Source organism: Variovorax paradoxus (genome assembly GCF_024734665.1).
Classification (GTDB): domain Bacteria; phylum Pseudomonadota; class Gammaproteobacteria; order Burkholderiales; family Burkholderiaceae_C; genus Variovorax.
Genome location: NZ_CP102931.1, coordinates 5,423,478 through 5,448,020 on the forward strand (window position 1 = coordinate 5,423,478; position 24,543 = coordinate 5,448,020).

The 24,543-nt window shown below is 66.0% G+C and carries 25 protein-coding genes; 12 read left to right on the top strand and 13 right to left on the bottom strand.

The window, feature by feature from the left end:
• Nucleotides 1-32 precede the first annotated feature (32 nt).
• Complete coding sequence (locus NWF24_RS25645) at nucleotides 33-1,001, bottom strand: zinc-binding alcohol dehydrogenase family protein (protein ID WP_258351002.1); 969 nt, start codon at nucleotides 999-1,001, stop codon at nucleotides 33-35.
• A gap of 110 nt (nucleotides 1,002-1,111) precedes the next feature.
• Between NWF24_RS25645 and NWF24_RS25650 the strand changes: the two genes are divergently transcribed.
• Both NWF24_RS25650 and NWF24_RS25655 read left to right on the top strand, forming a co-directional pair.
• Complete coding sequence (locus tag NWF24_RS25650) at nucleotides 1,112-1,780, top strand: response regulator transcription factor (protein ID WP_093075909.1); 669 nt, start codon at nucleotides 1,112-1,114, stop codon at nucleotides 1,778-1,780.
• On the top strand, nucleotides 1,777-3,183 hold the full coding sequence (locus NWF24_RS25655; protein WP_258351003.1) for an ATP-binding protein: 1,407 nt from the start codon (nucleotides 1,777-1,779) through the stop codon (nucleotides 3,181-3,183). Before NWF24_RS25650 ends, NWF24_RS25655 begins: the two co-directional genes overlap by 4 nt.
• Here the strand turns inward: NWF24_RS25655 and NWF24_RS25660 are convergent.
• The 9 genes from NWF24_RS25660 to NWF24_RS25700 form a co-directional block, all read right to left on the bottom strand.
• Nucleotides 3,171-3,995: a MipA/OmpV family protein gene (locus NWF24_RS25660; RefSeq protein ID WP_258351004.1), complete on the bottom strand. Its 825-nt coding sequence runs from the start codon at nucleotides 3,993-3,995 to the stop codon at nucleotides 3,171-3,173. The genes NWF24_RS25655 and NWF24_RS25660 overlap by 13 nt on opposite strands.
• 150 nt (nucleotides 3,996-4,145) lie before the next feature.
• Nucleotides 4,146-5,573 carry a dihydropyrimidinase gene (hydA, locus tag NWF24_RS25665; RefSeq protein WP_258351005.1) on the bottom strand — a complete coding sequence of 476 codons (1,428 nt, stop codon included), beginning with the start codon at nucleotides 5,571-5,573 and terminating at the stop codon, nucleotides 4,146-4,148.
• An 18-nt stretch (nucleotides 5,574-5,591) separates the two neighbouring features.
• Nucleotides 5,592-6,272, bottom strand: coding sequence for an amino acid ABC transporter permease (locus NWF24_RS25670; protein ID WP_258351006.1), 681 nt, complete (start codon nucleotides 6,270-6,272; stop codon nucleotides 5,592-5,594).
• Nucleotides 6,273-6,297: 25 nt separating this feature from the next.
• Nucleotides 6,298-7,134: an ABC transporter substrate-binding protein gene (locus tag NWF24_RS25675; RefSeq protein ID WP_258351007.1), complete on the bottom strand. Its 837-nt coding sequence runs from the start codon at nucleotides 7,132-7,134 to the stop codon at nucleotides 6,298-6,300.
• Between the two features lie 63 nt (nucleotides 7,135-7,197).
• A complete protein-coding gene (locus NWF24_RS25680; protein WP_258351008.1) occupies nucleotides 7,198-7,650 on the bottom strand; it encodes a MaoC family dehydratase in 453 nt (150 codons plus the stop codon).
• A gap of 5 nt (nucleotides 7,651-7,655) precedes the next feature.
• Nucleotides 7,656-9,257, bottom strand: coding sequence for an acyl CoA:acetate/3-ketoacid CoA transferase (locus tag NWF24_RS25685; RefSeq protein ID WP_258351009.1), 1,602 nt, complete (start codon nucleotides 9,255-9,257; stop codon nucleotides 7,656-7,658).
• Between the two features lie 10 nt (nucleotides 9,258-9,267).
• Nucleotides 9,268-10,410, bottom strand: coding sequence for an acyl-CoA dehydrogenase family protein (locus tag NWF24_RS25690; RefSeq protein ID WP_258351010.1), 1,143 nt, complete (start codon nucleotides 10,408-10,410; stop codon nucleotides 9,268-9,270).
• A 5-nt stretch (nucleotides 10,411-10,415) separates the two neighbouring features.
• Nucleotides 10,416-10,820 carry a tautomerase family protein gene (locus tag NWF24_RS25695; protein WP_258351011.1) on the bottom strand — a complete coding sequence of 135 codons (405 nt, stop codon included), beginning with the start codon at nucleotides 10,818-10,820 and terminating at the stop codon, nucleotides 10,416-10,418.
• A 16-nt stretch (nucleotides 10,821-10,836) separates the two neighbouring features.
• The gene (locus NWF24_RS25700; RefSeq protein WP_258351012.1) at nucleotides 10,837-11,847 is read right to left on the bottom strand and encodes a LacI family DNA-binding transcriptional regulator; all 1,011 of its coding nucleotides are present in this window, start codon (nucleotides 11,845-11,847) and stop codon (nucleotides 10,837-10,839) included.
• A 175-nt stretch (nucleotides 11,848-12,022) separates the two neighbouring features.
• Here NWF24_RS25700 and NWF24_RS25705 point away from each other — a divergent pair, with 175 nt between their 5' ends.
• The 4 genes from NWF24_RS25705 to NWF24_RS25720 all read left to right on the top strand — a co-directional run bounded on the left by NWF24_RS25705 (nucleotide 12,023) and on the right by NWF24_RS25720 (nucleotide 15,109).
• Nucleotides 12,023-12,961: a dihydrodipicolinate synthase family protein gene (locus tag NWF24_RS25705; RefSeq protein ID WP_258351013.1), complete on the top strand. Its 939-nt coding sequence runs from the start codon at nucleotides 12,023-12,025 to the stop codon at nucleotides 12,959-12,961.
• 20 nt (nucleotides 12,962-12,981) lie between these two features.
• Entirely contained in the window at nucleotides 12,982-13,875 is an 894-nt protein-coding gene (locus NWF24_RS25710; protein ID WP_258351014.1) for a dihydrodipicolinate synthase family protein, read from the top strand.
• Between the two features lie 75 nt (nucleotides 13,876-13,950).
• On the top strand, nucleotides 13,951-14,667 hold the full coding sequence (locus NWF24_RS25715; RefSeq protein WP_258355350.1) for an amino acid ABC transporter ATP-binding protein: 717 nt from the start codon (nucleotides 13,951-13,953) through the stop codon (nucleotides 14,665-14,667).
• 31 nt (nucleotides 14,668-14,698) lie between these two features.
• Nucleotides 14,699-15,109 carry a DUF3830 family protein gene (locus NWF24_RS25720; protein WP_258351015.1) on the top strand — a complete coding sequence of 137 codons (411 nt, stop codon included), beginning with the start codon at nucleotides 14,699-14,701 and terminating at the stop codon, nucleotides 15,107-15,109.
• Between the two features lie 26 nt (nucleotides 15,110-15,135).
• Here the strand turns inward: NWF24_RS25720 and NWF24_RS25725 are convergent, their stop codons facing one another.
• The 3 genes from NWF24_RS25725 to NWF24_RS25735 form a co-directional block, all read right to left on the bottom strand.
• Entirely contained in the window at nucleotides 15,136-16,488 is a 1,353-nt protein-coding gene (locus NWF24_RS25725; protein WP_258351016.1) for an ABC transporter ATP-binding protein, read from the bottom strand.
• 2 nt (nucleotides 16,489-16,490) lie between these two features.
• Entirely contained in the window at nucleotides 16,491-18,233 is a 1,743-nt protein-coding gene (locus NWF24_RS25730; RefSeq protein WP_258351017.1) for an ABC transporter permease, read from the bottom strand.
• A 138-nt stretch (nucleotides 18,234-18,371) separates the two neighbouring features.
• A complete protein-coding gene (locus tag NWF24_RS25735) occupies nucleotides 18,372-19,403 on the bottom strand; it encodes a LacI family DNA-binding transcriptional regulator (RefSeq protein WP_258351018.1) in 1,032 nt (343 codons plus the stop codon).
• A gap of 143 nt (nucleotides 19,404-19,546) precedes the next feature.
• Here NWF24_RS25735 and NWF24_RS25740 point away from each other — a divergent pair, with 143 nt between their 5' ends.
• The 6 genes from NWF24_RS25740 to NWF24_RS25765 are packed head-to-tail and all read left to right on the top strand — an operon-like array spanning nucleotide 19,547 to nucleotide 24,533.
• Nucleotides 19,547-20,413 (top strand): dioxygenase family protein, encoded by an 867-nt coding sequence (locus NWF24_RS25740; RefSeq protein ID WP_258351019.1) that lies wholly within the window; start codon nucleotides 19,547-19,549, stop codon nucleotides 20,411-20,413.
• Nucleotides 20,414-20,435: 22 nt separating this feature from the next.
• Nucleotides 20,436-21,200, top strand: a complete 765-nt coding sequence (locus tag NWF24_RS25745; RefSeq protein WP_258351020.1) for an SDR family NAD(P)-dependent oxidoreductase — start codon at nucleotides 20,436-20,438, stop codon at nucleotides 21,198-21,200.
• Nucleotides 21,197-22,087, top strand: coding sequence for a 3-keto-5-aminohexanoate cleavage protein (locus NWF24_RS25750; protein ID WP_258351021.1), 891 nt, complete (start codon nucleotides 21,197-21,199; stop codon nucleotides 22,085-22,087). Before NWF24_RS25745 ends, NWF24_RS25750 begins: the two co-directional genes overlap by 4 nt.
• A gap of 3 nt (nucleotides 22,088-22,090) precedes the next feature.
• Nucleotides 22,091-23,098 (top strand): quinone oxidoreductase family protein, encoded by a 1,008-nt coding sequence (locus NWF24_RS25755; protein ID WP_258351022.1) that lies wholly within the window; start codon nucleotides 22,091-22,093, stop codon nucleotides 23,096-23,098.
• A 20-nt stretch (nucleotides 23,099-23,118) separates the two neighbouring features.
• Nucleotides 23,119-23,475 carry a cupin domain-containing protein gene (locus tag NWF24_RS25760; RefSeq protein WP_258351024.1) on the top strand — a complete coding sequence of 119 codons (357 nt, stop codon included), beginning with the start codon at nucleotides 23,119-23,121 and terminating at the stop codon, nucleotides 23,473-23,475.
• 59 nt (nucleotides 23,476-23,534) lie between these two features.
• Nucleotides 23,535-24,533, top strand: coding sequence for a Bug family tripartite tricarboxylate transporter substrate binding protein (locus NWF24_RS25765; RefSeq protein WP_258351025.1), 999 nt, complete (start codon nucleotides 23,535-23,537; stop codon nucleotides 24,531-24,533).
• Nucleotides 24,534-24,543 lie beyond the last annotated feature (10 nt).

Here is a 24,543-nt window from a genome sequence, read left to right on the forward strand (position 1 = left end):
GAAAACCTTCAAGTCATCGGCAATGCGGTCTGCTACACGACCACCACCAGCTTGCCGGCCGCACTGTTGCTCTCCATCTTCGTGTGGGCTTCGACGATCTCGTCGAAGCCGTACACATGGTCGATGGGCACGCTGAGCTTGCCCGCGCTCACGCCGTCAAGAAAGTCCTGAAGCACCGAGGCAGGCAGGTCGGAGGCATCGCCGGAGTACGCGCAAAGCCGCACGAGGTTCTTCAGGTAGCCGATCGGATAGAAGTCCTTGACCAGCCACTCGTTCGACAGCATTCCGGTGAAACAGACGACGCCCCTGGGCCGAACCGCCCGCAAGGTGTCGGGCAACGCAGGCGTGCCGACCAACTCCAGTGCGAGATCCACGCCACCCGGCAGGATCTTCCGGACCTGCGGAGCCACGTCGCCGTCATCGACGATCACGTGGTCGACCCCGGCAGCCGTGAGCACATCCCGCTTTGCAGCGTTGCGCGTTGTCGAGAAGACCACGAGGCCGCGCTGCCTGGCCAGAATGGCAGTCGCCAGGCCAACCGACGAAGTTCCACCCCGCACCAGGATCGATTGGCCAGGTTGCGCATCGAGCGCGCTGACCAGCGAGCCATAGGCCGTCTGCAGCATCTCGGGCACGGCGCCGAGTGTGCTCCAGGGAAGCGTGCTCCTGAACGGAATCACCTGGCTGGCCGGCACGCAGGTGTACTCGGCATAGCCGCCGTCGTAGGTGCGTCCCATGTTCCCCATCACCGCAACCACTTGCTGGTCGACCGCGAACTCGCCCCCGGGGCATTCGGCGACCTGCCCGCAGGCTTCGATGCCGAGCACCCGGGGAAATGTCACGCCTTCCGCCAGCCCCAGCCGCGTATGAAGCTCTGATCGATTGAGCCCGAACGCGCGGACCTTGATGAGCACCTGCCCCTTGAGCGGCGTCGGTATGGGCAGCTCGCGATAGTGCAGCGCTTCGGGCGGCCCGGGCGCATCCAGCACGATGGCTCGCATGGTTCTACTCGCAACTTCGTTCATGGCCTTCTCGCACATCTTAAAAAGTCATTAATGATCCTGGCGCATCATCCGGGCTGTTTCGTTCGGCCACAAGAAATTCCGCTCTCATGCACCTGCTCCTCGTAGAAGACGACGACATGCTGGGTGAAGCCGTGTGCGATGGCGCGCGCCAGAGCGGCTGGTCCATCGACCGTGTCGGCAATGCATCAGCCGCCCGGATCGCCCTGATCGACCATGCCTATGCAGCCGTGCTGCTGGACCTGGGCCTGCCAGGCGGAGAGTCGGGCCTGACGGTGCTGCGGTCGATGCGAAGCCGCTACGACCCGACACCGGTCCTGATTCTCACGGCGCGCGATCAGTTGAGCGAGCGCATCCACGGCCTCGACGCGGGCGCCGACGACTACCTCGTCAAGCCCTTCCAGTTCGACGAACTGTGGGCACGTGTGCGTTCGGTCATTCGCCGCAGTCAGGGTCGAGTGATACCCGTTTTTTCCCGTGGCGACGTCACGGTCGACCGCAGTCGCCGCGTGGTCACCAAGGCCGGCGTCGATGTGCCGTTGAGCGCGCACGAGTACCGCACCCTGCTCGCCCTGCTGGAACGTCCCGGCCACGTCGTCACGCGCGATCAACTGCAGGATGTGGTCTACGGAACGGCCAGTGTCGTCGAGAGCAACACCATTGCCGTATTCATCCACCAGCTGCGCCGCAAGCTTGGCGACGACCTGATCCGCACCGTCCATGGACACGGCTACGTCGTCGGCCAGCCTCCGCCGTGAAGACCAAGTCGCTGTACGCACGGATGATCCTGATGCTCGGGGCGACCATCGTCCTGGGCTGGATCGTGGCGTTCGCGGTACTTTTCGCGTATCTCGCGCACAACAAAGCCAGCATCTGGGACGACAAGCTCAAGGTCATTGCCACTCGCATCCTGCTGACAATTCCGGCCGACAAGGACATGGTTGTGACGGGGCCAGGGCTGCAACTGCGGGACCCCGCGCTGGCAGAGAGCGAGCAACTCGTCTTCCAAGTCTGGATCGATCGCAAGCGGTTGTCCGTGCGTACGCCCGGAGCCCCCGAATCGCCGCTGCGGCCAGGCTTCGAGGATGGCATCACCACCACGGTGATCGAGGGAAGACGATGGCGTGTCTATTCGGTCTCGGATTCCAAAGGCCGGATCTATGTACAGGTCGGCAACCTCCACAGCGTGGTGGACGCCGAAATGCAGCACCAGGCCCTGACCGGGCTGGTACTCAGCACCATCCTGCTGCTGATCGTGGGCGCGCTGATGTGGCTGGTGGTACGCAGCTCGCTCAAGCCAGTGGTGACGCTGGAAGCTGCCATGCGAAGCCGGCGCAGGTTCGACCTCACGCCGCTATCCTCGGCCGCGTTGCCGCGCGAGCTGCATCCGCTGGTCGCGTCGTTCAATCGTCTGCTGGAGCAGCTTTCCGAATCGATCGAGGGCGAGCGTCGCTTCATCGGCGATGCCGCCCACGAGCTGCGCACGCCCCTGGCTGCGCTGCAGGCGCAGGCCCAGATCGCGCTACGCGCGAACACCGCCGCCGACAAGGACGTGGCACTGACCAAGCTGCTTCGGGTCGCACAGAGCAGCTCGCGGTTGTCCGAACAGTTGCTCGACCTGGCACGACTGAATGCGAGTGCCAATGCTCCGCAGCACATGCGGGCAGACCTGAGCGATCTCATCCTGCACGTGACCCGCGATTTCGATACCCATGCCCTGCAGCAGGAGCGCTCGATCCTGCTCGATATTCACAAGTGCACCATCCACTGCAACATCGACGAGATGGGCATCCTGCTGCGCAACCTGATCGACAACGCGTTGCGCTACACCCCGAAAGGCGGGCGCGTCCGGATCAGTTGCGGCCATGAGCTGCCGGCCGGACGGGAAGAAACACACCACAAGGTCTACCTCGAAGTAGCGGACGATGGGCCCGGGGTGCCGCTGTCGGAACGAAAGGCGATCTTCGAGCGCTTCCACAGGGCCGCCGGCACCTCCACACGTGGAAGCGGCATCGGCCTGTCGCTGGTGGCTGGAATCGCCCAGCTGCATCATGCGACCATTGAAACCGGGGATGGACTGGAGGGGCGCGGCTTTGCCATCCGGGTGATGTTCCCGGCGGCGGCAGCGCCGCCCCCGTCGACCTCTTCTCAGAACCTGTAGACGTACCCGAGGCGCACGCCGGTCTGGTTCGACCGGCTGACCAAAGGGCTGTTCTTGATGCCGCTGCCGAAGCTGGTCGCGCTCACGTCCAGGAAAACTGTCTGCTTCGGCGCCACGGCGTAGTCCACGCGCAGGCCCACTTCGATGTTGGCGGTAGCCTTGCCGGTATATTCGGGCCGGTCGGATCGGGCCTCGGCCGCCGTCACGCCGTAGTAGTAGTCGACGTACTTGCGGTCGACCCAATGCGCGGCCAGGCGCGGCGTGAAGCCGAAGGCACCCGAAGAAAAGCGCCGGTCGATCTGCACCTTGAACCGCGTTCCCTTGCTGTTGCCCGACCCGTCGGCCAGCAGTTCGGCCGACAGGTTGGCAATGTCGTTGCGCCAGATGGCTGCCCCGCCCAGCCACAGGCTGCCCTTGCGCTTTTCCATGCCGCCGAAATAGGGCGAATCGTCGGCCTCATAGCCATCGCCTGCGTAGCGCGCACGCAACCGCAAAGAGACGGGCCCCACGGACGTCAGCTTCAAATCGGCACCAGGGAACGCAACGCTGACCCACTTGTTCTCGTAGGTGAGCATGGGGATGGCCAGGCCCTTGTTGTCGAAGTCGCGGTAGGGCTTGCGCTCCATGCCTGCAGCAATGCCAATGCCCCATTGCGCGCCCCCTTCGGAGAGCTGGTCTTGTGCAACTTGCGCCCACGCCGACGAAACGCATGCCGCAGAGGCGATGCCCGCGGCGATGGTTCTGAAAGGTATGCGCGCGCGGCTGTTCTTTTCTCGGCTCGAAAGACAGTTTGACTTCAGGTGGTTCAGCATGGAGGCTCCAGTACGAATGGTCGGCAACAGACACCATGTCGTCGCCTTCTGGAGCGGATGCTGAAGGGATGGCTTTAATAAGTTTTTAGCTGTTTTAAGATTTGATTAACCGGTTCGCGATGTCATCGACTGGCGGCCTCCGGCGTTCTCTCAACGACGCCTGGGCATCAACGTCGGCACACCGCAGGCCAGCAGTTCGCCGCGCCCCCGGTGCGAATGAAAGCTGCTGCCATCCCACACCACCTCGCCGCGGCTCAGCGTCACACCCGGCCAAGCTTTGAGCCGCATGCCTTCATACGGCGTGTAGTCGACCTCGTGGTGAAGCTGCTCGTTCTTCAACACGAAGTCGCATTCGTCCCAGATCACGATGTCTGCATCGGAACCCACCGCGATTGTTCCCTTGCGCGGATGCAGGCCGTAGGCCTTGGCCGGGCCTGTGGCCGTGAGTTCGACAAAACGGTTGGCCGTCATCCGGCCCGAGAGCACGCCTTCGGACCACAGCAGCGGCATGCGTGTCTCGATGCCCGGAATACCGTTGGGAATGTGGCGGAACGCGACCTCCTCGCCATCAGGCTTCTTGCCTTCCGGTGCGTCGTATTTGAACGGTGCATGGTCCGACGAGAACACGGTGAAGAGCCCGTCGTTGAGTCCGTCCCAGATCACCTGCTGGTTGGCCTTGTCTCGCGGTGGCGGGCTGCACACGCACTTCGCGCCCTTGTAGCTGTCGTCGATGCCCAGGTCTTCGGCGGTGAGGAACAGGTACTGCGGGCAGGTCTCGGCGAACACGTTAAGACCGTGTGCACGCGCCCAGCGAATCTGCTCGACGGCCTCGCGGCCCGACACATGCACGATGAGGATCGGCACATCGACCAGTTCGGCCAGCGCGATGGCGCGGTGCGTCGCCTCGCGCTCCACCAGCATCGGCCGCGCATGCGCGTGGAAGCGCGGCGCGGTGCGGCCTGCGGCCTCGAGCCGCTTGGTCAGCCACTCGATGCAGTCCGAGTTCTCGGCATGCAGCATCGCCATTGCGCCGTGTTCGCGCGCCACCGCCAGCACATCGAGGATCTGGCCGTCGTCGAGCTTCATGTCGTCGTAGGTCATGTAGATCTTGAAGGACGTGAAGCCTTCCTTGATCAGTGCCGGCAGCTCTTCCTTCAGCACCGTGGGCGTCGGGTCGCTCACGATCAGGTGGAAGGCGTAGTCGACGTGCGCCTTGCCGGCAGCGCGTGCGCGGTAGTCCTCGACCGCGGCGCGCAGCGACTGGCCCTTCTGCTGCGCGGCGAACGGAATCACAGTGGTGGTGCCTCCGCAGGCGGCCGAACGCGTGCCGGTGTCGAAGTCGTCTGCATTACGCGTGGGCGGTGGCATCGGCTGGTCGAGATGGCAGTGGGCGTCCACACCGCCCGGCGTTACGGTGCGGCCGGCAGCGTCAATCTCGCGCGCGGCAGCACCAAGCTTCGCCCCGAGCTGCACGATGCGCCCATCGCTGATGCCGATGTCGCAATCGAAGGTGTCGGAAGCCGTGACAACGCGCGCATTGCGCACCACAAGGTCGAAGTCAGAGGTTGAAGTGGACATGGTTCAGATGAATCCGGTTCAGGCCGCGCCACGCGCCGCCGCGTAGCCCCTGCCGTAGTGGCGCTCCAGCCGCACCTGCACGCGGTCCCAGAGTGTGGTCAGCACAAGGTAGAAGCAGGCCGCGACGCAATAGAGTTCCAGCACTTCGAATTTCTCCTGCATGAGCACCTGGGCGCGGCGCATCAGCTCTTCCATCGAGATCACCGAAGCCAGAGAGGTTGCCTTGAGCAGCCCGTTCACCGAATTGCCCAGCGGCGGAATGATCACGCGCAAAACTTGCGGCAGCGTCACCAGCCGCAAGGTCGCGAAGCGCGAAAGGCTCAGCGCCTTGGCCGCTTCGATCTGCCCCTTCGCAATGGCGGAGAACCCGCCGCGAATGGTCTCCGACAGGTACGCCGCTTCGTTCAGGCTCAGCGCCAGCACCGCGGAAGTCAGCACGTCGAAGCGAAGGCCCAGTTGCGGCAGCCCGGTGTAGATGATGACGATCTGCACCAGCAGCGGCGTACCGCGAAACACCCAGATGTAGAAGCGCGCCGGCGCCGACAGAAATCGATGCGAAGACATGCTGCCCAGCGCCAGCGGCAGCGCCAGGGCAAGGCCGATCACGATGGTCGCGATGGTCAGTCCGATCGTGATGCCCACGCCCCCCAGGAGGAACGGGTTGACGAAGTAGGACAGGAAGGCATCGAAATTGAACACGGCCAGACCCTCTTGCTCGACCCGCTTACTTCGGCGCCGGGCCGGGGCCGCGGATCGCGAACTTCGTGGTGTCCTTCAGGCGCGTCATGCGGAACTTGTCGAACAGCTTGTCGTAGGTGCCGTCGGCCTTCAGGTCGGTCAGGGCCTGCGCCACGGCTTCGGCAACCGCGCGGTCACGGAACGACAGCGTGATGTCGGTGCCGTAGAGGCCGCTCGCGCGGATCTTGACGATGCCGCGCTCTTCAAAGGCAATGGCCGTCTCGTCGATGTTGATGCCCGCTTCGAGCTGGCCGGCGCGCAGCGCGGCCGTGGTTTCAGAAGCCGTTGCAAAGGTGCGGAAGTCGATCGGTGCCATGCCCTTGGCGACCATGGCCGCATTCGATTCACGCGACTTGCGCTCGGCGTAGGTGCCGGTCTCGATGCCGACGACATGCCCCGAGAGGTCTTCGAACTTGGTCAGCGCCAGCTTGCTGTTGGGCACGGTGTAGATGCTCATCGACTGCTGGCCGTACGGCACCTGGAACATGAGCTTGGAGCGCTCTTCGGTCCAGAACAGTCCGGTGTTGATCACATCGAAACGGCCGGCCTGCAGCGCGGGCACCATCGGCGGCATGTCCATGCGCACGAAGACGGGTTCGAGGCACAGCTGCTTTGCAACGGCGCGGCCAAGCTCGATGTTCAGCCCCTGCAACTCGCCCTTGCTGTCGACGAACTGCTGCGGCGGCAGCGTCGGGTTGGTGGACATCTGGAGCTTGCCGGGCGCGGTCAGGTGTTCGGCAGAGACCTTGGGCGTACAGGTCTGGGCAAGGGCCGAGCCGCTCAGCACGAGGCCGACGATGAAACCCAGGGATAGTTTGATCATGTGCATGAGATGCTTTCGTTGAAGACAGGGAGGAAAGAAAGAGAAGAACTCGGGCAATCGAAGTCAGGCCGCCTGGGTCGCTTGTCGACATGCAACCAGCGCCACGTGCACGGCTTCGATCACTGGCTCCGCGCGCTGGTTGACGAGCTGCAAGCTCTCGGTCACCACACCGCGGCCACCGCGCGACGAAAGACGTTTGTCGGTGAAGCGAAACACAACATGCACCGCATCGCCTGCAACAACAGGTCGCAAGAACCGGACCTGATCCCATCCGAGCGAGGCGATGGAACTGTTCTCGTAGATCTTCAATGCGGTCTTCAGTCCCTCCATCAGCGAGAGACCGAACAGCCCGTGCGCAATGACGCCCGGAAAGCCGCGCGACTGCGCGTAGTCCGCATCGGTATGCAACGGATGGTGGTCGTGCGTGAGGTCGCAGAAGCGGCCGATGTCTTCGGTACTCACGACATGGCTTTCGCTGCGCAGTTCTGCGCCGATCACCACGTCTTCGAAATACACGTCACTCATGCCCGCGCTCCTTGCGCCGCGTTGCCTGCGTGGCGCGGTGCCTTCGCAATGAACTCGTCGTGCACGCCCATGGGGCCGTTGCGGAAGATGCGTGCGTCCATGGTGCGCAACTGCTCGCTGACGCGCACCTCGAAGCCGATCTTTTCGAGCACGTCTTCCTTCAGCCGCACGCCTGGTGCGATCTCCGTGAGCACGAGCCCGTCTGCTTCGAGCTCGAACACGGCGCGGTCGGTCACGAAGCTCACTTGCTGGCCTCGCTCGCGCGCAAGGCGCCCCGAGAAGCTGATCTGGTCGACCGCCGGAACAAACTTCTTGAACGCACCGTCACGGCGGATTTCGAGCTTGCCATCGGTCACGCCAATGTCGAAGTCGCCGCCGGTAAGCGAGCCGTTGAACACCAGTCGCTGCGTGTTCTGTGTGATGTTGATGAAGCCGCCCGCGCCGTCGTAGCGCTTGCCGAAGCGCGTGACGTTGACGTTGCCTTGCGGGTCCACTTGCGCGAACGAAAGAAACGCGCAACTCAAACCACCACCGTCGTAGAAGTCGAACTGGTACGACTGGTCGAGGATCGCGCGCGGGTTGACCGAAGTGCCGAACTCGCGCGCATGACCGGGCACGCCACCGACCACGCCCGACTCGACCGTGAGAGTGATGAGGTCGGCAATGCCCTCTTCCGAGGCCACGTTGGGAATCATCGCGGAGATGCCCACGCCGAGGTTCACCACGTCGCGCGGGCGCAGCTCGAAGGCCGCGCGCCTTGCCACCACGCGGCGCACGTCGAGCGGGTCGGGCGCGATGCTCGAAGCGGGCACCACGATCTCGCCGCAGCGCGCCGGGTCGTAGCGCGTGGTGTAGGTCTGCATCTGCTCGGGCTCGACCACGAAGTGATCGATCAGGAAGCCCGGAATCTTCACCATGTGCGGATGCAGCGTGCCGCGCTTGACGATGCGCTTGACCTGGCAGATGACGATGCCACCGGCGTTGTGCACGGCCTGCGCCATCGAGAGGTCTTCGCGCGCGGTGGCTTCGTGCTCCATGCTCACGTAGCCGTCTTCGTCGGCCGAGGTGCCGCGGATCAGCGCCACGTTCGGCACGCCGGGCGCACGGTAGAACAGCCAGTCGCGGTCGGCCACGTGCACCAGTTCGACCAGCGCTTCGGTGGTGCGTGCGTTCATGCGGCCGCCGTCCTGGCGCGGGTCCATGTAGGTTTCGAGGCCCACGTGCGTGAGCACGCCGGGCTGGCGGCCCGCCATGGCGCGGCACAGGTGCGTCATCACGCCCTGCGGGAAGTTGTAGGCCTCCACGTCCTGCGCGAGGATCATCTTCATGAACGGTAGCTGCATGCCGAAGTTGCCACCGATCACGCGGCGCACCAGCCCCGGGTGCGCGAAGTGGCACATGCCCTTTTCGGTGAGCGCGCCCACGCCGGTAACGTGGAACAGCGTGAGGTCGTGCGGGCCGTCGCCGGCCGTGAAGCGCCGCTCGATGGCTTCGAACACGGCTTCGGGCACGCCCGAGCCGCCGTTGCCGCCGGCCAGCACCATGTCGCCATCGCGCAGCAGCGAGGCGGCGGCGTCAGGGGTGATGCAGTCGATCATGGCCGCGTCCTCAAGCCAGTTCTTTCACGACCTGGCGCGAGATGATCAGGCGCTGGATCTGGTTGGTGCCTTCGTAGATCTGCGCCAGGCGCACGTCGCGGAAGATGCGCTCGATGCGCAAGGCGCGCGAGTAGCCATTGCCGCCGTGGATCTGCAGCGCGTTCGACACGTGGCGCATCGCCATGTCGGTGGTGAAGAGCTTGGCCTGCGCGCCTTCCTTGGCGATGGAGTGGCCGGCGTCCTGCAGCCGCGCGCCGTGATGAATCAGCAGGCGCGCCGCGGCAATGTCGGTCGCCATGTCTGCCACCATGAACTGGATGGCCTGGAAGTTCATGATCGGCTCGCCGAACTGCTTGCGCGTGGTGGCGTAGGCCACGGCATCTTCCATCGCGGCCTGCGCCATGCCGAGCGCCATGGACGACATCAGCAGGCGGCTGAAGTTGAAGTTGCCCATGGCCGTCTTGAAGGCCTGGTTCTCGGCGCCGATGAGCCCCGTCCTGGGCACGTGCACGTCCTGCAGCACGATCTGGCAGTCTTCCAGGCCGTGCATGCCGAGCAGCTCTTCGTTCTTGCCGCGGCTCACGCCGGCCTGGTGCGCATCGACCATGAAGCAGCTGATCGACTTGTGGCCGGCCTCCTTGCCGGTGCGCGCGAACACCATGATGCGATCGGCCACCCCGCCGAGCGTGACCCAGGCCTTGGTGCCGTTGAGCACCCAGCCGTCGTCCACGGCGCGCGCGGTGGTGGTGATGCTGGCCACGTCGGAGCCGAAGTCGGGCTCGGACATTGCAGTGGCCATGACGATGGAGCCGTCGAGGATGCCGGGGATCAGCGCCTTCTGGCTCTCGTTGCCGTGGTGATGCAAAAAGAGCGCCGCCTCGACGGGAATCGCGAAGGCATTGCCGATGGCGCCCGAGCAGCGCGCCAGCTCTTCCATCACGAGGCAGGTGCTGACGGTGTCGAAGCCCGAGCCACCAGCCACCTCGGGCAGGCTCACGCCGAACAGCCCGAGCTCTGCCATGCCGCGGTACAGCACGCGATCGAACTTGTCTTCGCGGTCGATGGCCGCGGCGCGCGGCAGCACTTCGCCTTCGGCGAAACGACGCGCGGTGTCGCGCAGCGAGATCTGGTCTTCGGTGAGGAAATGGGTCATGGTCTTCAGGCGGTGTGATCGGGTTGCTGCTCGGCTTCGTCGCTGGCCAGATGGCCGTCGTGCGCGACTTCGTCCTGTTCGCGGTCGAGGAAATAGACGGCCACGTTGTGGCTGCCGGTGGCGAAACAGGTCGCCAGCGCGGGCGTGATGGCGGCGGCCAGCGCGCGGCGCTGGGCCGGCGTACGGCGATAGGCGTGCACCTTGACGAACACGCGCGTGCCCCCTCCCCCACCGTCGTGGCCCAGCTGGCCCTCGTGGGCGTAGTCGTGGGGCGCGACGGGCATGAAGTACAGCGTCACGGTCGAGGGCTCGACGCCGAACGACGTGACGACGCCATCGGTCAGCGCGCGGCTGGCGGCGCGCTTGCGGGTTTCGGGGGCGCTGGGCGCCAGGATTTCGAGATAGGGCATGTGGGGAGAAGTTGTTTCAGTTCGGCGCGACGGCGCGGCAGGAGGCGCGCTGGATCAGCCGCGAGCCGACGCGGTATTCACGCCCGCTGTTGGCCACGCCCGACAGGCGCTGCACCAGCCGGTCGACTGCGAGGTTGGCCATCTCGGCGGCGCCGCTGTCCACCACGCTGATGGCGGGGCGCTGCCACTCGAACCAGGGCGAGTCTTCGTAGAACAGCAGCGACAGGTCGTCGGGAATCAGCAGTCCGCGCTCCGACACCACGCGCAGCACGCCGAGCGATGACTCGTGGTTGGCCACGAAGAGCGCCGAGGGCGGCGTGGGCATCGACAGCAGCGCGTTGGCAGCCACCACGCCGGTTTCGGGCGCATAGCGGCCGGCCTGGATCAGCGCCGGATCGATGGGCAGGCCCGCTTCCTGCATGGCCCGCTTGTAGCCCGCGAGACGTTCCTTGCCGGAGGTGGTGTCGCTCATGCCCACGATCAGGCCGATGCGGCGGTGCCCGAGGTCCAGCAGGTGCTTGGTGCCGGCGTAGGCGCCGTCGAGGTCGCCGGCGAGCACCGATTCGAGCGTGGCGCCCTCGACGCGGCGCACCGCGCAGATCACCGGGATGTCGGCGTGCTCCATGGCCAGCAGCTGGGCGCCGTTGGCCCCGTTGGGCACGGCGATCAGGCCGTCGACGCTGTGGTCGACCAGGGTCTTGAAGATGTCGCGCTCCTGCTCGGGGTCGTCGGCACTGATGCTCAGGATGACCTGGTAGCCGAGCGCCTGCATGCGCGTCTGCACCACCGAGGCGAGCACCTGGAACGAGGCGTTCTCCAGGTTGTGCACGGTGAGGCCGATGAGCCGCGAGCGCTTGGTTTTCAGCGCCCGGGCGAAGGTGTTGGTGCGGTAGCCGAGGGCGGCGGCGACCTGGATCACGTGCCGCTGCGTCGCGTGGTTGGTGAGGCTGGAGCCGGCCAGCGCACGGGATGCCGTGGCAATGGAAACGTCGGCGGCACGGGCCACGTCGCGCAGCGTTACCGCCATGTCTTGGCCTCGTGAGAGCAGTTTCTTGTAAACGTTTGCATTTTTTTATCGTAGGTTTTCATAAGGTCTGCAGTCAAGAAGAAATCTGCAATCCATGCGGCTTGGTCTGGATTATTGCAATCGTTTCCAATTTTCTTGCATACTGCCGGCTTCAGCGACCCAATCCAGGATGGCCATGCACATTTCCGGAGTCGGCGGCATCTGGCCCGCCACGCTCACCCCCTTCACCCCGGACGGCCGCGTCGACGACGACGCGCTGGCCGCCCATGTGCGCGACGTGGCCGGCACGCCTGGCGTGCGCGCGGTGGTGGTCAACGGGCATGCGGGCGAGGCGACATCGCTCGATCGCGCGGAGCGCGCCCAGGTGGTGAGCGTTGCGGTGGCCGCGGCCGGCAACGTGCCCGTGGTGGCCGGCGTGGTGGCCGACGACACTCGCTACGCCTGCGCGCTGGCACAGGACGCATCGCAGGCCGGAGCCTCGGCCCTGCTGCTGTTTCCGCCCGCAGTGTTCGCGCAGGGCGCGGGCGCACGGCCCGACATGGCCCATCGCTTCGTGAACGAGGTGGCCGGTGCGAGCAGCCTGCCCATCGTGCTGTTCCAGCTGTCGCGCGCCTCGGGCCTTGCTTTCTCGACCGAAACGCTGGCGCAGCTCTGCGCGGACGTGCCGGCCATCGTGGCCGTGAAAGAAGGCAGCGACATTCCCGAGCTCTACGAGGACAACCTCCGCGCCCTGCGCGCGCTGCCGCGCCCGGTCACGCTGCTGAGCAGCAGCAACAGCTGGCTGTTCGCTTCACTGGCCTATGGCGCCGACGGCATCCTGTCGGGCCTGGGCAGCGTGGCCGCCCCGCTGCTTGTGGCGCTGCACGAAGCCGTCGCACGCGGCGACCTGGCGGCCGCGCGCGCGGTCAACGATCGGCTGGTGCCGCTGTGCCGTGCCTTCTATCGCGCGCCTTATCTCGACGCCCACAACCGCATGAAGACTGCGCTGCATCTTCTCGGCCGGCTGCCCCATCCGGACCCGCGCCCGCCGCTGCTGCCCGTGCCAGCCGACGACACGGCGCGCATTCGCGCGGCACTCGTGGCCTCGGGCCTGCTGCCTTCCTCCACCCATTGACCTACTGAGCAACCTGTCCCATGGCTGATTTCCGCGGCACCTACACCATCATGGTCACGCCCTTCGACGCCGACGGCGCGGTCGACGTGCCCACGCTCGAGCGCTATGTCGACTGGCAGATCGAGTCCGGCATTCACGGCCTGATCCCGCTCGGCTCGACGGGCGAATTCATGTCGATGTCCGACGACGAGATCGAGCTTGTCGCCAAGACGGTGATCGACCGCGCCGCCGGCCGCGTGCCGGTGCTGATCGGCACCACCGCCGAAGACACGCGCGCCGCCGTGCGCCTGAGCCGCCGCGCCGAGGCGCAGGGCGCCGACGGCGTGATGGTGCTGCCGCCCTTCTACAGCACCCCCACCGACGACGAGCTGTTCCTGCACTACAAGACCATCTCGGACGCCATCGGCATTCCGATCATGGTCTACAACAACCCGGCCGTTGCCAACGTCGACCTGAAGCCGCCGCTGGTGGCGCGGCTCTCGCAAATCGACAACTGCCGCTACATCAAGGAATCGACGCTGGAGGTGACCCGCGTGCGCGACATCATGCGGCTGTCGGACGGCCGCATGGCGGTGTTCGGCGGCATCATGGGCTTCGAGTCGTACGTCGAAGGCGCTGTGGGCTGGGCCGCGGTGCCATCGAACGGTGCTCCGCGCGAAATGGCGCGCCTGTACGACCTCGTCATGGCCGGCCAGCTGGCCGAGGCGCGTGAGCTGGCGTTCAAGCACTTTCCGATGATCGACTTCGTCGCCGGCCAGTCGTACGTGGCGGGCACCAAGGCCCTGCTCGCGGCCATGGGCCTGCCGGTCGGCGCGCCGCGCCCGCCGCGCCTGCCGCTGGGCGCCGAGGGCATCGCCGAGGCCAAGCGCCTGGTCGACGAACTCGGCCTGAAGATCCAAACCACCACCGCCTGAGGTATTCCCATGAGCGCCTTGCAACCGGACACGCCCGCGTCGAGCACCGACAGCCGGGCCGAACTCGTCATCCGCATGGTCGGTGTGCAGAAGTGGTACGGCGACTTCCAGGTGCTGCGCGATATCGACCTCGAAGTGCAGCGCGGCGAACGCATCGTGATCTGCGGGCCTTCGGGCTCGGGCAAGTCGACACTGCTGCGCTGCATCAACCGGCTCGAAGAGCATCAGCAAGGGCAGATCGTGGTGAACCGCGCCGAGCTCACGGCCGACATGCGTCGCATCGACGCGGTACGGCGCGACGTCGGCATGGTGTTCCAGCACTTCAACCTGTTCCCGCATCTCACCATCCTCGAGAACTGCACGCTCGCGCCGGTGTGGAGCAAGAAGTACACGCCCAAGCAGGCGAAGGAAGTGGCCATGTCGTACCTGGAACGCGTGCGCATTCCGGAGCAGGCCAACAAATATCCATCGCAGCTTTCAGGCGGCCAGCAGCAGCGCGTGGCCATTGCGCGCGCGCTGTGCATGGGCCCCAAGGTCATGCTGTTCGACGAACCGACATCGGCGCTCGACCCCGAGATGGTCAAGGAGGTGCTGGACACCATGGTCTCGCTCGCCGACGATGGCATGACCATGCTGTCGGTCACGCACGAGATGAACTTCGCGCGCCAGGTTGCCAACCGCGTGATCTTCATGGACCAGGGCGCCATCGTCGAACAGGCCGAGCCGAAGGAGTTCTTCAGCAACCCGAAACACGAACGCACCCGGCTCTTCTTGAGCCAGCTGCTGCACTGACCCAACCTCTCTTACTTTCAATCAATCACTCATGGCAAGAATTGGCATCGAAGCGGCGGGCATGCGCTTCATCGCGGAAACGAATCCCGAAGCACCCAAGACTGTGGAGGCGTTCACCAGGCTGCTGCCCTACAGGCAGAAGATCATCCACGTGCGCTGGAGCGGCGAAGGCTGCTGGATTCCGCTGGGCGACTTCGAACTGGGCGTCGGCTTCGAGAACCACACCAGCCATCCTTCGGTCGGCGACATCCTGTTCTACCCCGGCGGCTACAGCGAGACCGAGATCATCCTGGCCTACGGCAGCTGCAGCTTCGCCAGCAAGATGGGGCCGCTTGCGGGCAACCACTTCCTGACGATCGTGGAAGGCAAGGAGCAGCTGCGCGCGCTCGGCAAGAAGGTGCTGTGGGAAGGCGCGCAGGACATCGCGTTCGAGCTGCTCTGATTTGATTCGGGTTGCGGCGGAGGTCGTCAGATGTGCGCGTCTTCGACCGCATCCCCGTCTTCCGGCACGAACACCATGCCGGTCTTGGCGTTGTAGTCCATCAGGCCCGCGTAGCGGCCCCAGGCGATCATCGTCTCGAAGATCTTCTCCGGGTTGTCGTACGGCAAGGCGCTGCCGATGTCCTTGATCACACGCTCGGCCTCGACCTCTTCGTATTCCTTGAGCAGCGCGATGATGATGTGGAACAGCCGCAGCTTGAAAACCTGTTCCTCGAAGATCGCGCGCTTTCCGAGCCGGTCGGCAGCGACGAACTTCCGGCCGAGCTCGGTGAAGCGCACCTCTTGCCTCGGCGTATCGATCAACTCGAGGATTTCAGCCGCCTTGAGAATGGCGATCGTCTCGCCGAACTCCTTTCCGATCTCGTCGGAAATGTCGTAGATGTTGGACAGGTCCGGCGAGTCGCTGAGGATGCTCATCAGCCCGAGGATCTGCCCCACCGGCACCAGCGGGATCGATTCCATGCGGGTGCGCGCACGTGAGATGGGCTCTCCCTTCACAGGCGTCTCCGGCGGCAGGTCGGGCAGCGTCATCGTGGTGATGCACTCGTGGATCACGCTGACCAGCCGCTGGAACTCGGGGTCCTTGCTGTCGCGCGGATAGGGCAGCTTGTTTTCCAGCACGAGGCCGATGCGCCCCGGGCGCGGAAACACGACCACGATGCGCGTGGCCATCTCCACAGCCTCTTCGATGTTGTGCGTGACCATGAAGACCGAGCTGAGGTCGCCGCCCGGGTCGCGCCACAGGCTGATCAGCTCCTGCCGGAGGTTCTCCGCCGTCAGCACGTCAAGCGCACTGAAGGCCTCGTCCAGGCACAGCAGCTTGGGCTGTGAAACCAGCGCACGCGCGATGCCCACCCGCTGCCGCATGCCGCCCGACAGCTCGCGCGGAAAGGCCGAGTGGTAGTTGCCCAGGCCGATGAGCTCGATCGCCCGATCGACAGCCGCGTCGCGCTCGGCGCGGCCGATCTTTCTGGCCATCAGGCCCACCGCCACGTTCTGCTCGACGGTGAGCCACGGGTAGAGCGCGAAAGTCTGGAAGACCACCGAGGCATCGGGATTCACGCCGTTGAGCGGCTTGCCGTTGGCCAGCGCCCGGCCCGAGGTCGGCACGATCAGGCCCGTGAGGCAACGCAGGATGGTCGACTTGCCCGAGCCCGACTGCCCCAGCAGCGCAAGGAACTCGCCTTCGCTGACGGCCAGGTCGATGTTGTCGAGCACCTTGAGCTCATGGTTGCCCGCTGTCATGAACGTCTTGGTGACGGCACGGAGTTCGGCCACCGGCACGGGCGGCTCCTTTAATAAGGGCGTGGGAGTGTTCATGTTCAGTCCAATCTGAATCGGCGCTCGGCAAAGGCATACAGCCGGCGCCAGATGAGCTTGTTCATCAGCACGACGAAGATCGACATCACGCCGATGCTCGCGATGATCAATGGCGTATCGCCCATCTTGGTGACGTTGGCGATGTACGCGCCAAGGCCATCCGCCTGCAGGCTCGTGCCGCCCCATGTGGCGAGCTCGGCCACGATGCTGGCGTTCCATGCGCCGCCGGCGGCCGTGCAGGCGCCCGTCACCCAGAACGGGAAGATCGCCGGCAGGATCAGGGTGCGCCACAGGCTCCAGCGGCGCAGGCCGTAGACGCGCCCGGCTTCCTTCAAATCGTTCGGAATCGCCATGGCGCCGGCGATCACGTTGAACAGGATGTACCACTGCGTGCCCATGGCAATGAGCAGGATGCTGCCCCAGTTGAGGCTGATGTGGCTGGCCACGAAGAAGCCGACGACGATCGGGAACGTCATGTTCACGGGAAACGACGCACCGATCTGCGCCAGCGGCTGGGCGAATCGCGCAACGCGCGGCTGGAACCCGATCCACACACCGACCGGCGTCCAGATCAGCGTAGCCAGGACTGTCATGGCAGCGACGCGCAGGGCCGTAAGAAAGCCAAGCCAGACGATGTGGCCAAAGTCGGCCAAAGACAGCGCACCGTGCAGCGCGGCAGTGGCCGCCGCCACGGCCCTGAGAAGCTCGATGCCGATCCAGATGGAAAGCACGATGCCCACCACCCGCCAGAGCAGCTTCTTCCACGACGCCTTGAGCCTCACCGGCATCCGCGCCATCGGAGCCCGCGCCTGGAACGCCTTGTCGAGCAACGGGCGCCAGAGGCGTTCGCTGATCCACGTGAACAGGTAGGCGCCGCGCAGCAGGTTGTAGACCCACGAGGTTGCCGGGGTCGTCGACCCCGTCAGCTCGATCTTGAACTTGTCCGCCCACGCCAGCAAAGGGCGCCAGACCAGCTGGTCGCTGGCCAGGATCAACACGATCATGGCCACCACCGCCCACAGCGCGGCCGTTTTGTCGCCGTTCGAGATCGCCTGCACCATGTACGAGCCCAGGCCCGGCAGCTTGATGTCCTTGTTCATCACGCTGATGGCTTCGCTCTGCGCGACGAAGAACCAGCCGCCGCCGAAGGACATCATCGAATTCCAGATCAGGCTGTGCGCCGATGCCGGCAACTCGACCGTCCTGAAGCGCTGCCAGCGGGTCAGGCCGTAGGTCGACGCGGCCTCCTGCATGTCGGTGGGAACGGTGACCATCGAGTGATAGAAACCGAAGGCCATGTTCCACACCTGCCCGGTGAAGATGGCGAAGATCGCCGCGCACTCCACGCCGAGCAGGCTGCCGGGGAACAGTGCCATGAACCCCGTCACCGTTGCCGACAGGAACCCCAGCACCGGCACCGACTGCAGCACGTCGAGCGCCGGCAGGATGAAGGCGCGCGCGGTCCGGTTCTTGGCCGCAAGGTAGCCCACGGAAATGGCGAAGAACAGCGAGAAGCCGAAGGCGATCCACATGCGCATCAGCGTGCGGCCCGCGTAGTACGGAATCAGGCCCGGCGAGTTGTCGACCTGCGGCACGGCGGCCGGATCGAAATGCACCAGCATGCCCTTGCCGAAGTGCAATGCGCTCCAGAACAAACCCAGCAAGGCCAGCATGACCAGGGCATCGACCCAGCCGAATGCGCGGCGTTCTTCAGTGACGGTGAGCTGCGGGGCGGTGCTTTTCATGCAGGGCGGTAACTCTTGTCAGTGAAAGTGTTACCGGCCATTCTCGTGCCTGGGCGATCAAACGGGAATCGGGTCATGAGCGGGAAGCCTATCCCGCAGCGCGCAAAAGGACGCAAATTCCTGGAATCGACTCCCTGATCAGCGCGCAGCCGGCGCGCGCGTCGACTTGCGCACCACCAGCTCCGGCCGAAGCACCACGGTCGACGCCGACATCGCCGCCCCGTCGATCTCCGCGAACAGCATCTCGGCCGAGCGCCAGCCAAGTTCGCGGTGCGGCAGGCGGATGGTGGTGAGCGGCGGATCGACCATGTCCACCAGCGGCATGTCGTTGTGGCCGGTGACCGAGATGTCCTGCGGCACGCGCAGTCCCGCCTCGCGCAGCGCGTCGTAGGCGCCCAGCGCGACGAGGTCGTTGCAGCAGACCACCGCCTGCGGTGCGGCGCCGGCCGCGAGCATCTGCTTCATTGCGGCCGCGCCCGCCTCGCGGCTGTAGCTCGCGCACTCGACCACGCGAAACGGCTTCATGCGGTGGTCGCGCAAGGCCTGCTCCACGCCCAGCGAGCGGCCCACGCCGGTGGGAATGTTCTGCGGCCCCGCGAGATGCGCGATGCGCTTGTGGCCCAAGCTGACGAGGTGGTCGACCGCGAGCTTCATCGCGAGCCGGTCGTCGCTGACCACGGCCGGCAGGCGGCCGGTTTCGTCGGCGCGGTTGACCAGCACCGTGGTCATGCCGGCCTTGACGACGAAGTCGACCAGCGGGTCGTCGCGCGTGGCGGTGGCCAGGATCACGCCGTCGACGCGCTGCGCCAGCATGCGTTCGAGCACCGGCCGCGCCAGCGCGGGGTCGACCACGTTGGTGACGAAGACGAAGTAGCCGCGCGCCGCCGCGCTGGCCTCGATGCCTTGGAGGATCGGCGGGAACACCGCGTTCGTGATGTCGGGCACCAGCACGCCGATGGTGTGGGTGCGGCCCGTTCGCAAGGCTGAGGCCGCGCGATTGGGCCGGTAGCCCAGGCGCTGCGCCGCATCTTCCACCACGCGCAGCACTTCGTCGCTGATCAACGAACGCTTCTCGGGGCTGAGCGCGCGCGACACGGTCGACACATGCACGCCGGCGGCACGGGCGACGTCGCGAATGGTCACGGGGGAGGAAGTCGGGCTGGTGCTCATGGATTTGTGCAAACGATTGTCGTACGTGTCAGGCCTTGAGAGCGGCTTTTCCTATTCATGACCTGCGGAATGTGGTCATTTTACTTTTCGACTATCTGGCGTAATATCGTGCAAACGATTGCATGAAATCTACGAGACCCACCATGAACATCGCCACCTCCCCCGACTCGGTGCTGGGCTTCGCGCTCGACGCCATGAAGCGAACGCCCGACCCACGGCTGCGCACCGTGATGGATGCGCTCACCCGCCACCTGCATGCCTTCGTCCAGGAGGTGAAGCTGACCGAGGAAGAGTTCGAGCAGGCGCTCGAATTCATCGTCGCCATCGGCCAGGCCACTGGCGAGACCAAGAACGAAGTGGTGCTGGCGGCCGACATCCTCGGCGTGTCCACCGTGGTGGCGCTGCAGAACAACCAGGATCCGCACGGCGAATCGCCGGCCGCGCTGCTTGGGCCGTTCTGGCGCGCGAACTCGCCGGCCTGCGCGCCGGACGACAACATCGCGCGCTCAGGCACGCCGGGCATTCCGCTCGCGGTGACGGGCACGGTGCGCGACGCCAAAGGCCAGCCCGTGGCCGACGCCACGGTCGACGTGTGGCAGGCCTCGCCCATCGGCCTCTACGAGAACCAGGACCCCGAACAGGAAGACATGAACCTGCGCGGCCGCTTCAGCACCGATGCGCAGGGACGCTTTCACTTCCGCAGCGTGCGGCCGGCCGGCTACCCGGTGCCTACCGATGGGCCCTGCGGCGTGCTGCTGCGCGCGCAGCAGCGCCATCCGAACCGACCCGCGCACCTGCACTTCATGGTGAGCAAGCCGGGCCACAAGGTGCTGATCACGCAGGTGTTCGCCGATGACGACGAGAACCTGGAGAGCGACCCGACCTTCGGCGTGACGCGCCGGCTGATCGGCCGCTTCGCGCTCGCGCCCGATGGCAAGGCCGCCACGCTGCAGTACGACTTCCAGCTCGAGCCGGGCGAGATGAAGTTCCCCCGGCCACCGATTCCTTGATTCCCCAACTCCTCTTCATCCCATGAGCTTCGATCCTGTTTCCAGACTCGACGGCAAGGTCGCCGTCATCACCGGTGGCCTCGGCGCCATCGGCTACGCGACGGCCACCCGCCTCGCAGCGCTCGGCGCTACCTGCTTGCTGCTGCACCGCAAGGGCGACGATGCGGCCGCGCGTGCTGCCGCCCTGCCCTCCGCGCAAGGACAGCGCCACGGCGCCATCCGCGCAGACATCGTCGACACGCCGAGCCTGCAGGCCGCCGCCGCAGAGGTGAAGGCCACGCATGGCCGCTGCGACATCCTGGTCAACAGCGCGGGCCATACGCAACCCGTGCCGGCTGGCGACCTCGACGCGCTGACCGACGAGCTCATCGACGACATCGTGCGCGCCAACTTCCGCGGCGTGTTCGCGACCATCCGCGCCTTTGCACCGATGCTCAAGGCCAGCGGCGACGGGCTGGTAGTCAACATCTCGTCCATCGCGGGCTTCACCGGCGTGGGCAGCAACCTCGCGTATGTCGCGGCCAAGGCCGGGCTGGACGTGGTCGGCGACGCGCTGGCCAAGGCACTGGCACCGGCGGTGCGCGTGGTGTCGGTGTCGCCGGGCGCGGTCGAGTCGGGTTTCGTGCCCGGCCGTGGCGCAGAGTTCGCGAACAAGATGGCCAGCACCACGCCGCTCGGGCGTATCGGCAAGCCCGACGACGTGGCCGCGACGGTCGAAGCGCTTGCAACGACCATGCGCTTCGTCACCGGCACGCGCATCGTGGTCGATGGAGGGCGCCACCTGTGAGCACCGGCAAGACACTCATCACCTGCGCCGTCACGGGCAACCTCGTGAAGCCCGAGCAGACGCCACACCTGCCGATCACGCCGGTGCAGATCGCCGACGAATGCCTGGCCGCGGCCGAGGCCGGCGCGGCGCAGGTGCACATCCACGTGCGCCACCCGGAGACCGGCAAGCCATCGATGGAAGTCGAGCTCTACCGCGAGGTGGTCGATCGCATTCGCCGCGAGAACCGCGAAATCATCATCAACCTGACGACCGGCCCCGGCGGGCGCTTCATTCCGAGCGAGGACGATCCGAAGATCGCCGCGCCAGGCACAACGCTGCTGCCGCCGGAAAAGCGCGTAGAGCACATCGCGCTGATCAAGCCCGACGTGTGCTCGCTCGACCTCAACACCATGAACTCCGGGCCCGACGTGGTGATGAATACGCCGAAGAACGTGCGCCGCATGGCGAAGGTGATCCGCGAGGCAGGCGTGAAGCCCGAACTGGAGATCTTCGATTCGGGCGACATCAACCTTGCCCTCGATCTGATCGCCGATGGCACGCTCGACGGCCCCGCCATGTGGACCTTCGTGCTTGGCGTGAAGTACGGCTTTGCGCCGACGCCCGAGACGCTGCTGTATGCGCGCAACATGCTGCCGCAGGGCGCCTTCTGGAGCGCCTTCGGAATCGGCCGCATGGAGTTTCCGATCGTCGCGCAGGCCTGGCTGCTGGGCGGCCATGTGCGCGTGGGCATGGAGGACAACATCTACCTCGAGAGGAGCGTGCTGGCCAAGAGCAACGCGCAGCTCGTGGCGAAGGCGCGCGGCATCCTGCTGAGCCTGGGCGGCGAAGTCGCCAACCCGCGCGAGGCGCGCGCCATGCTGGGCCTGCCGGATGCAAGGAGCTGAACGATGAGCATCGCAGCCATGCACCCGGCCCACAGCTCCCGCGCATTGCGTGTGAGCGAGAAGGCCGCGAACCTCGACACGCTGCGGCTCGAGGCCGCGCCGCAGCCGGAACCCACGCCGCCACCCGGCCACGCCGTGGTGCGCATCGCCGCCGCCGCGGTGAACCCGAGCGACGTGAAGGCGACGCTGGGCATCATGCCGCAGGCCGTGTGGCCACGCACCCCGGGCCGCGACTTCGCGGGCACTGTGGTGAACGGTCCGGTCGAATGGATCGGCCGCGAGGTCTATGGCTCGGGCGGCGACGTCGGCATTACGCGCGACGGCTCGCACGCCCGCTACATGGTGCTGCCCGAAGCTGCGCTGCGCGCCAAGCCCCAGGGCATTTCGATGGACGAGGCCGGCGCGGTGGGCGTGCCTTTCGTCACCGCCTATGAAGGCTTTCGCCGCAGCGGCATGCCGCAGGCGGGCCAGACGGTGCTGGTGCTCGGTGCCAACGGCAAGGTCGGGCAGGCGGCGGTGCAGCTCGCTTCGCAGGCTGACGCGCGGGTGATCGCAGTGCAGCGCAGCGCCGGGCCCTTCGCCGGATTCGCGAGCGGGCCAGTCGACGTGATCGACGTGCGCCAGCACGCCGACGTGGGTGCGCAAGTGCGCGAACTCACCGACGGGCGCGGCGCGCACATCGTCTACAACACCGTGGGGAGCGCCTACTTCGAGGCCGCCAACAAGGCGATGGCCAAGGGCGCGACGCAGATCTTCATTGCCACGCACGACCGCGCAGTGCCCTTCGACATCTTTGCGTTCTACCGCGGCATGCACACCTTCGTGGGCATCGACTCGCTGGCGATGGACTGCATTGCCTCCACCGCGCAGCTCGACGCGATGCGCGAGGGCTTCGAGCGCGGCACGCTGAAGCCCTTTCCCGTGGCGCGCCACTTCGCGCTCGACGAAGCCATCGACGCCTACCGGCTGGTGCTGTCGGGCAGCACCGACCGCGTCGTGCTGCGCCCCTGAAACCACAAGGAACACCCGCCATGCATGTGACCCGTTTCAACGAAGCGCCGCACTACGAGGCGCCCAACCATTTCGACATGCGCTGCCTGCGCCTGCAGGGCAAGGAGGCCGGCCCCTCCACGCAGATGTGGATGGGCATGAGCCAGATCCTGCCCGGCGGCCACACCGGGCTCGACGGCTCGCCGATGGAAAAGCTCTATCTCGTGCTCGAAGGCCAGCTCCATGTGGTCGGCGAGACCGACGGCGCGCACCAGGAAGACGTGCTCGAGCAGTACGACAGCTGCCGCTTCGCGCCCGGCGAGAAACGCCAGCTTGAAAACCGCAGCAACCGCCCGGTGCTGGTGGCTCTGGTGATGCCGAACGCGCCACCGGCCTAGCGCTCGCGCCGCCTTCGGTCATTCATCGCTCATCGAACAAATCAACGGAGACAAGACGCATGAAGAACAAGACTTTCCCCTGGAGCCGCCGCCAGGCGCTCACCGTGGCCGCGGCGCTCGCGGCCTGCACGCTGGGCAGCAGCGGCGCGCTGGCGCAGGGCGCATGGCCGGGCACGCAGCCGATCAAGCTGGTGGTGCCGTTTACGGCAGGCAGCGGCACCGACATCGTCGCGCGCCTTGTGGCCGAGAAGCTCGGACCAGCGCTGGGCACGAGCGTGATCGTCGACAACAAGCCCGGCGCGGGCGGAACCCTGGGCGCGGCCATCACGGCAAAGTCACCGGCCGACGGGTACACGCTGCTGGTGCATTCAGCGGGGCACCTCGTGAACCCGTGGATCTACAAGGGCCTGTCGTACGACACGATCAAGGACTTCACCGGTATCACGCCGATGGCGAGCCTGCCCAACGTGCTGGTCACCGCGCCCGCGCATTTCACGAACGTGCAGGACCTGGTCGCGAAGGTCAAGGCAAAGCCGGGCAGCTTCAACTACGGATCGGCCGGCAATGGCTCGGCCACGCACATGAACGCCGAGGTGTTCCGCCTCGCAGCCGGGCTCGATGCGCAGCACGTGCCCTTCCGCGGTACGCCCGAGGCGATGACCGAAGTGATGTCGGGCCGCGTCGACTGGTTCTTCGCGCCGATGGTGTCGGCGCTGCCGCTCATCAAGAGCGGCAAGCTGCAGGCGCTGGCCGTGGGAACCGCCCAGCGCTCGCCCGCCTTGCCCGATGCCCCAACCACCGTGGAGGCCGGCGTGCCGGGTTCGGCGTATTTGTTCTGGGTCGGCCTCTTCGCTCCGGCGAAAACGCCGCAGCCCGTGGTGGAGCGGCTTCAGGCCGAGGTCGCGAAGATCATGGTGTCGCCCGAGCTGAAAGAGCGGCTGGAGAAGCTCGGCGCCGAGCCGTTCACGATGCCGTCGGCACAGTTCAACAAGTTCATCGTCGACGAAACCGCCAAGGCGCAGCAAGTGGTCAAGGCTGCGAGCATCAAGGTGGACTGACACGACACAA

Bases quoted from the DNA above. Each gene is read 5' to 3' on its own strand.
- NWF24_RS25690 (WP_258351010.1), bottom strand. From the start codon at position 10,410: ATGACCCATTTCCTCACCGAAGACCAGATCTCGCTGCGCGACACCGCG.
- NWF24_RS25740 (WP_258351019.1), top strand. From the start codon at position 19,547: ATGAACATCGCCACCTCCCCCGACTCGGTGCTGGGCTTCGCGCTCGAC.
- NWF24_RS25660 (WP_258351004.1), bottom strand. From the start codon at position 3,995: ATGCTGAACCACCTGAAGTCAAACTGTCTTTCGAGCCGAGAAAAGAAC.
- NWF24_RS25705 (WP_258351013.1), top strand. From the start codon at position 12,023: ATGCACATTTCCGGAGTCGGCGGCATCTGGCCCGCCACGCTCACCCCC.
- NWF24_RS25745 (WP_258351020.1), top strand. From the start codon at position 20,436: ATGAGCTTCGATCCTGTTTCCAGACTCGACGGCAAGGTCGCCGTCATC.
- NWF24_RS25710 (WP_258351014.1), top strand. From the start codon at position 12,982: ATGGCTGATTTCCGCGGCACCTACACCATCATGGTCACGCCCTTCGAC.
- NWF24_RS25715 (WP_258355350.1), top strand. From the start codon at position 13,951: ATGGTCGGTGTGCAGAAGTGGTACGGCGACTTCCAGGTGCTGCGCGAT.
- NWF24_RS25735 (WP_258351018.1), bottom strand. From the start codon at position 19,403: ATGAGCACCAGCCCGACTTCCTCCCCCGTGACCATTCGCGACGTCGCC.
- NWF24_RS25700 (WP_258351012.1), bottom strand. From the start codon at position 11,847: ATGGCGGTAACGCTGCGCGACGTGGCCCGTGCCGCCGACGTTTCCATT.
- NWF24_RS25765 (WP_258351025.1), top strand. From the start codon at position 23,535: ATGAAGAACAAGACTTTCCCCTGGAGCCGCCGCCAGGCGCTCACCGTG.
- NWF24_RS25685 (WP_258351009.1), bottom strand. From the start codon at position 9,257: ATGATCGACTGCATCACCCCTGACGCCGCCGCCTCGCTGCTGCGCGAT.
- NWF24_RS25725 (WP_258351016.1), bottom strand. From the start codon at position 16,488: ATGAACACTCCCACGCCCTTATTAAAGGAGCCGCCCGTGCCGGTGGCC.
- NWF24_RS25645 (WP_258351002.1), bottom strand. From the start codon at position 1,001: ATGCGAGCCATCGTGCTGGATGCGCCCGGGCCGCCCGAAGCGCTGCAC.
- NWF24_RS25755 (WP_258351022.1), top strand. From the start codon at position 22,091: ATGAGCATCGCAGCCATGCACCCGGCCCACAGCTCCCGCGCATTGCGT.
- NWF24_RS25695 (WP_258351011.1), bottom strand. From the start codon at position 10,820: ATGCCCTATCTCGAAATCCTGGCGCCCAGCGCCCCCGAAACCCGCAAG.
- NWF24_RS25650 (WP_093075909.1), top strand. From the start codon at position 1,112: ATGCACCTGCTCCTCGTAGAAGACGACGACATGCTGGGTGAAGCCGTG.
- NWF24_RS25760 (WP_258351024.1), top strand. From the start codon at position 23,119: ATGCATGTGACCCGTTTCAACGAAGCGCCGCACTACGAGGCGCCCAAC.
- NWF24_RS25675 (WP_258351007.1), bottom strand. From the start codon at position 7,134: ATGATCAAACTATCCCTGGGTTTCATCGTCGGCCTCGTGCTGAGCGGC.
- NWF24_RS25720 (WP_258351015.1), top strand. From the start codon at position 14,699: ATGGCAAGAATTGGCATCGAAGCGGCGGGCATGCGCTTCATCGCGGAA.
- hydA (WP_258351005.1), bottom strand. From the start codon at position 5,573: ATGTCCACTTCAACCTCTGACTTCGACCTTGTGGTGCGCAATGCGCGC.
- NWF24_RS25730 (WP_258351017.1), bottom strand. From the start codon at position 18,233: ATGAAAAGCACCGCCCCGCAGCTCACCGTCACTGAAGAACGCCGCGCA.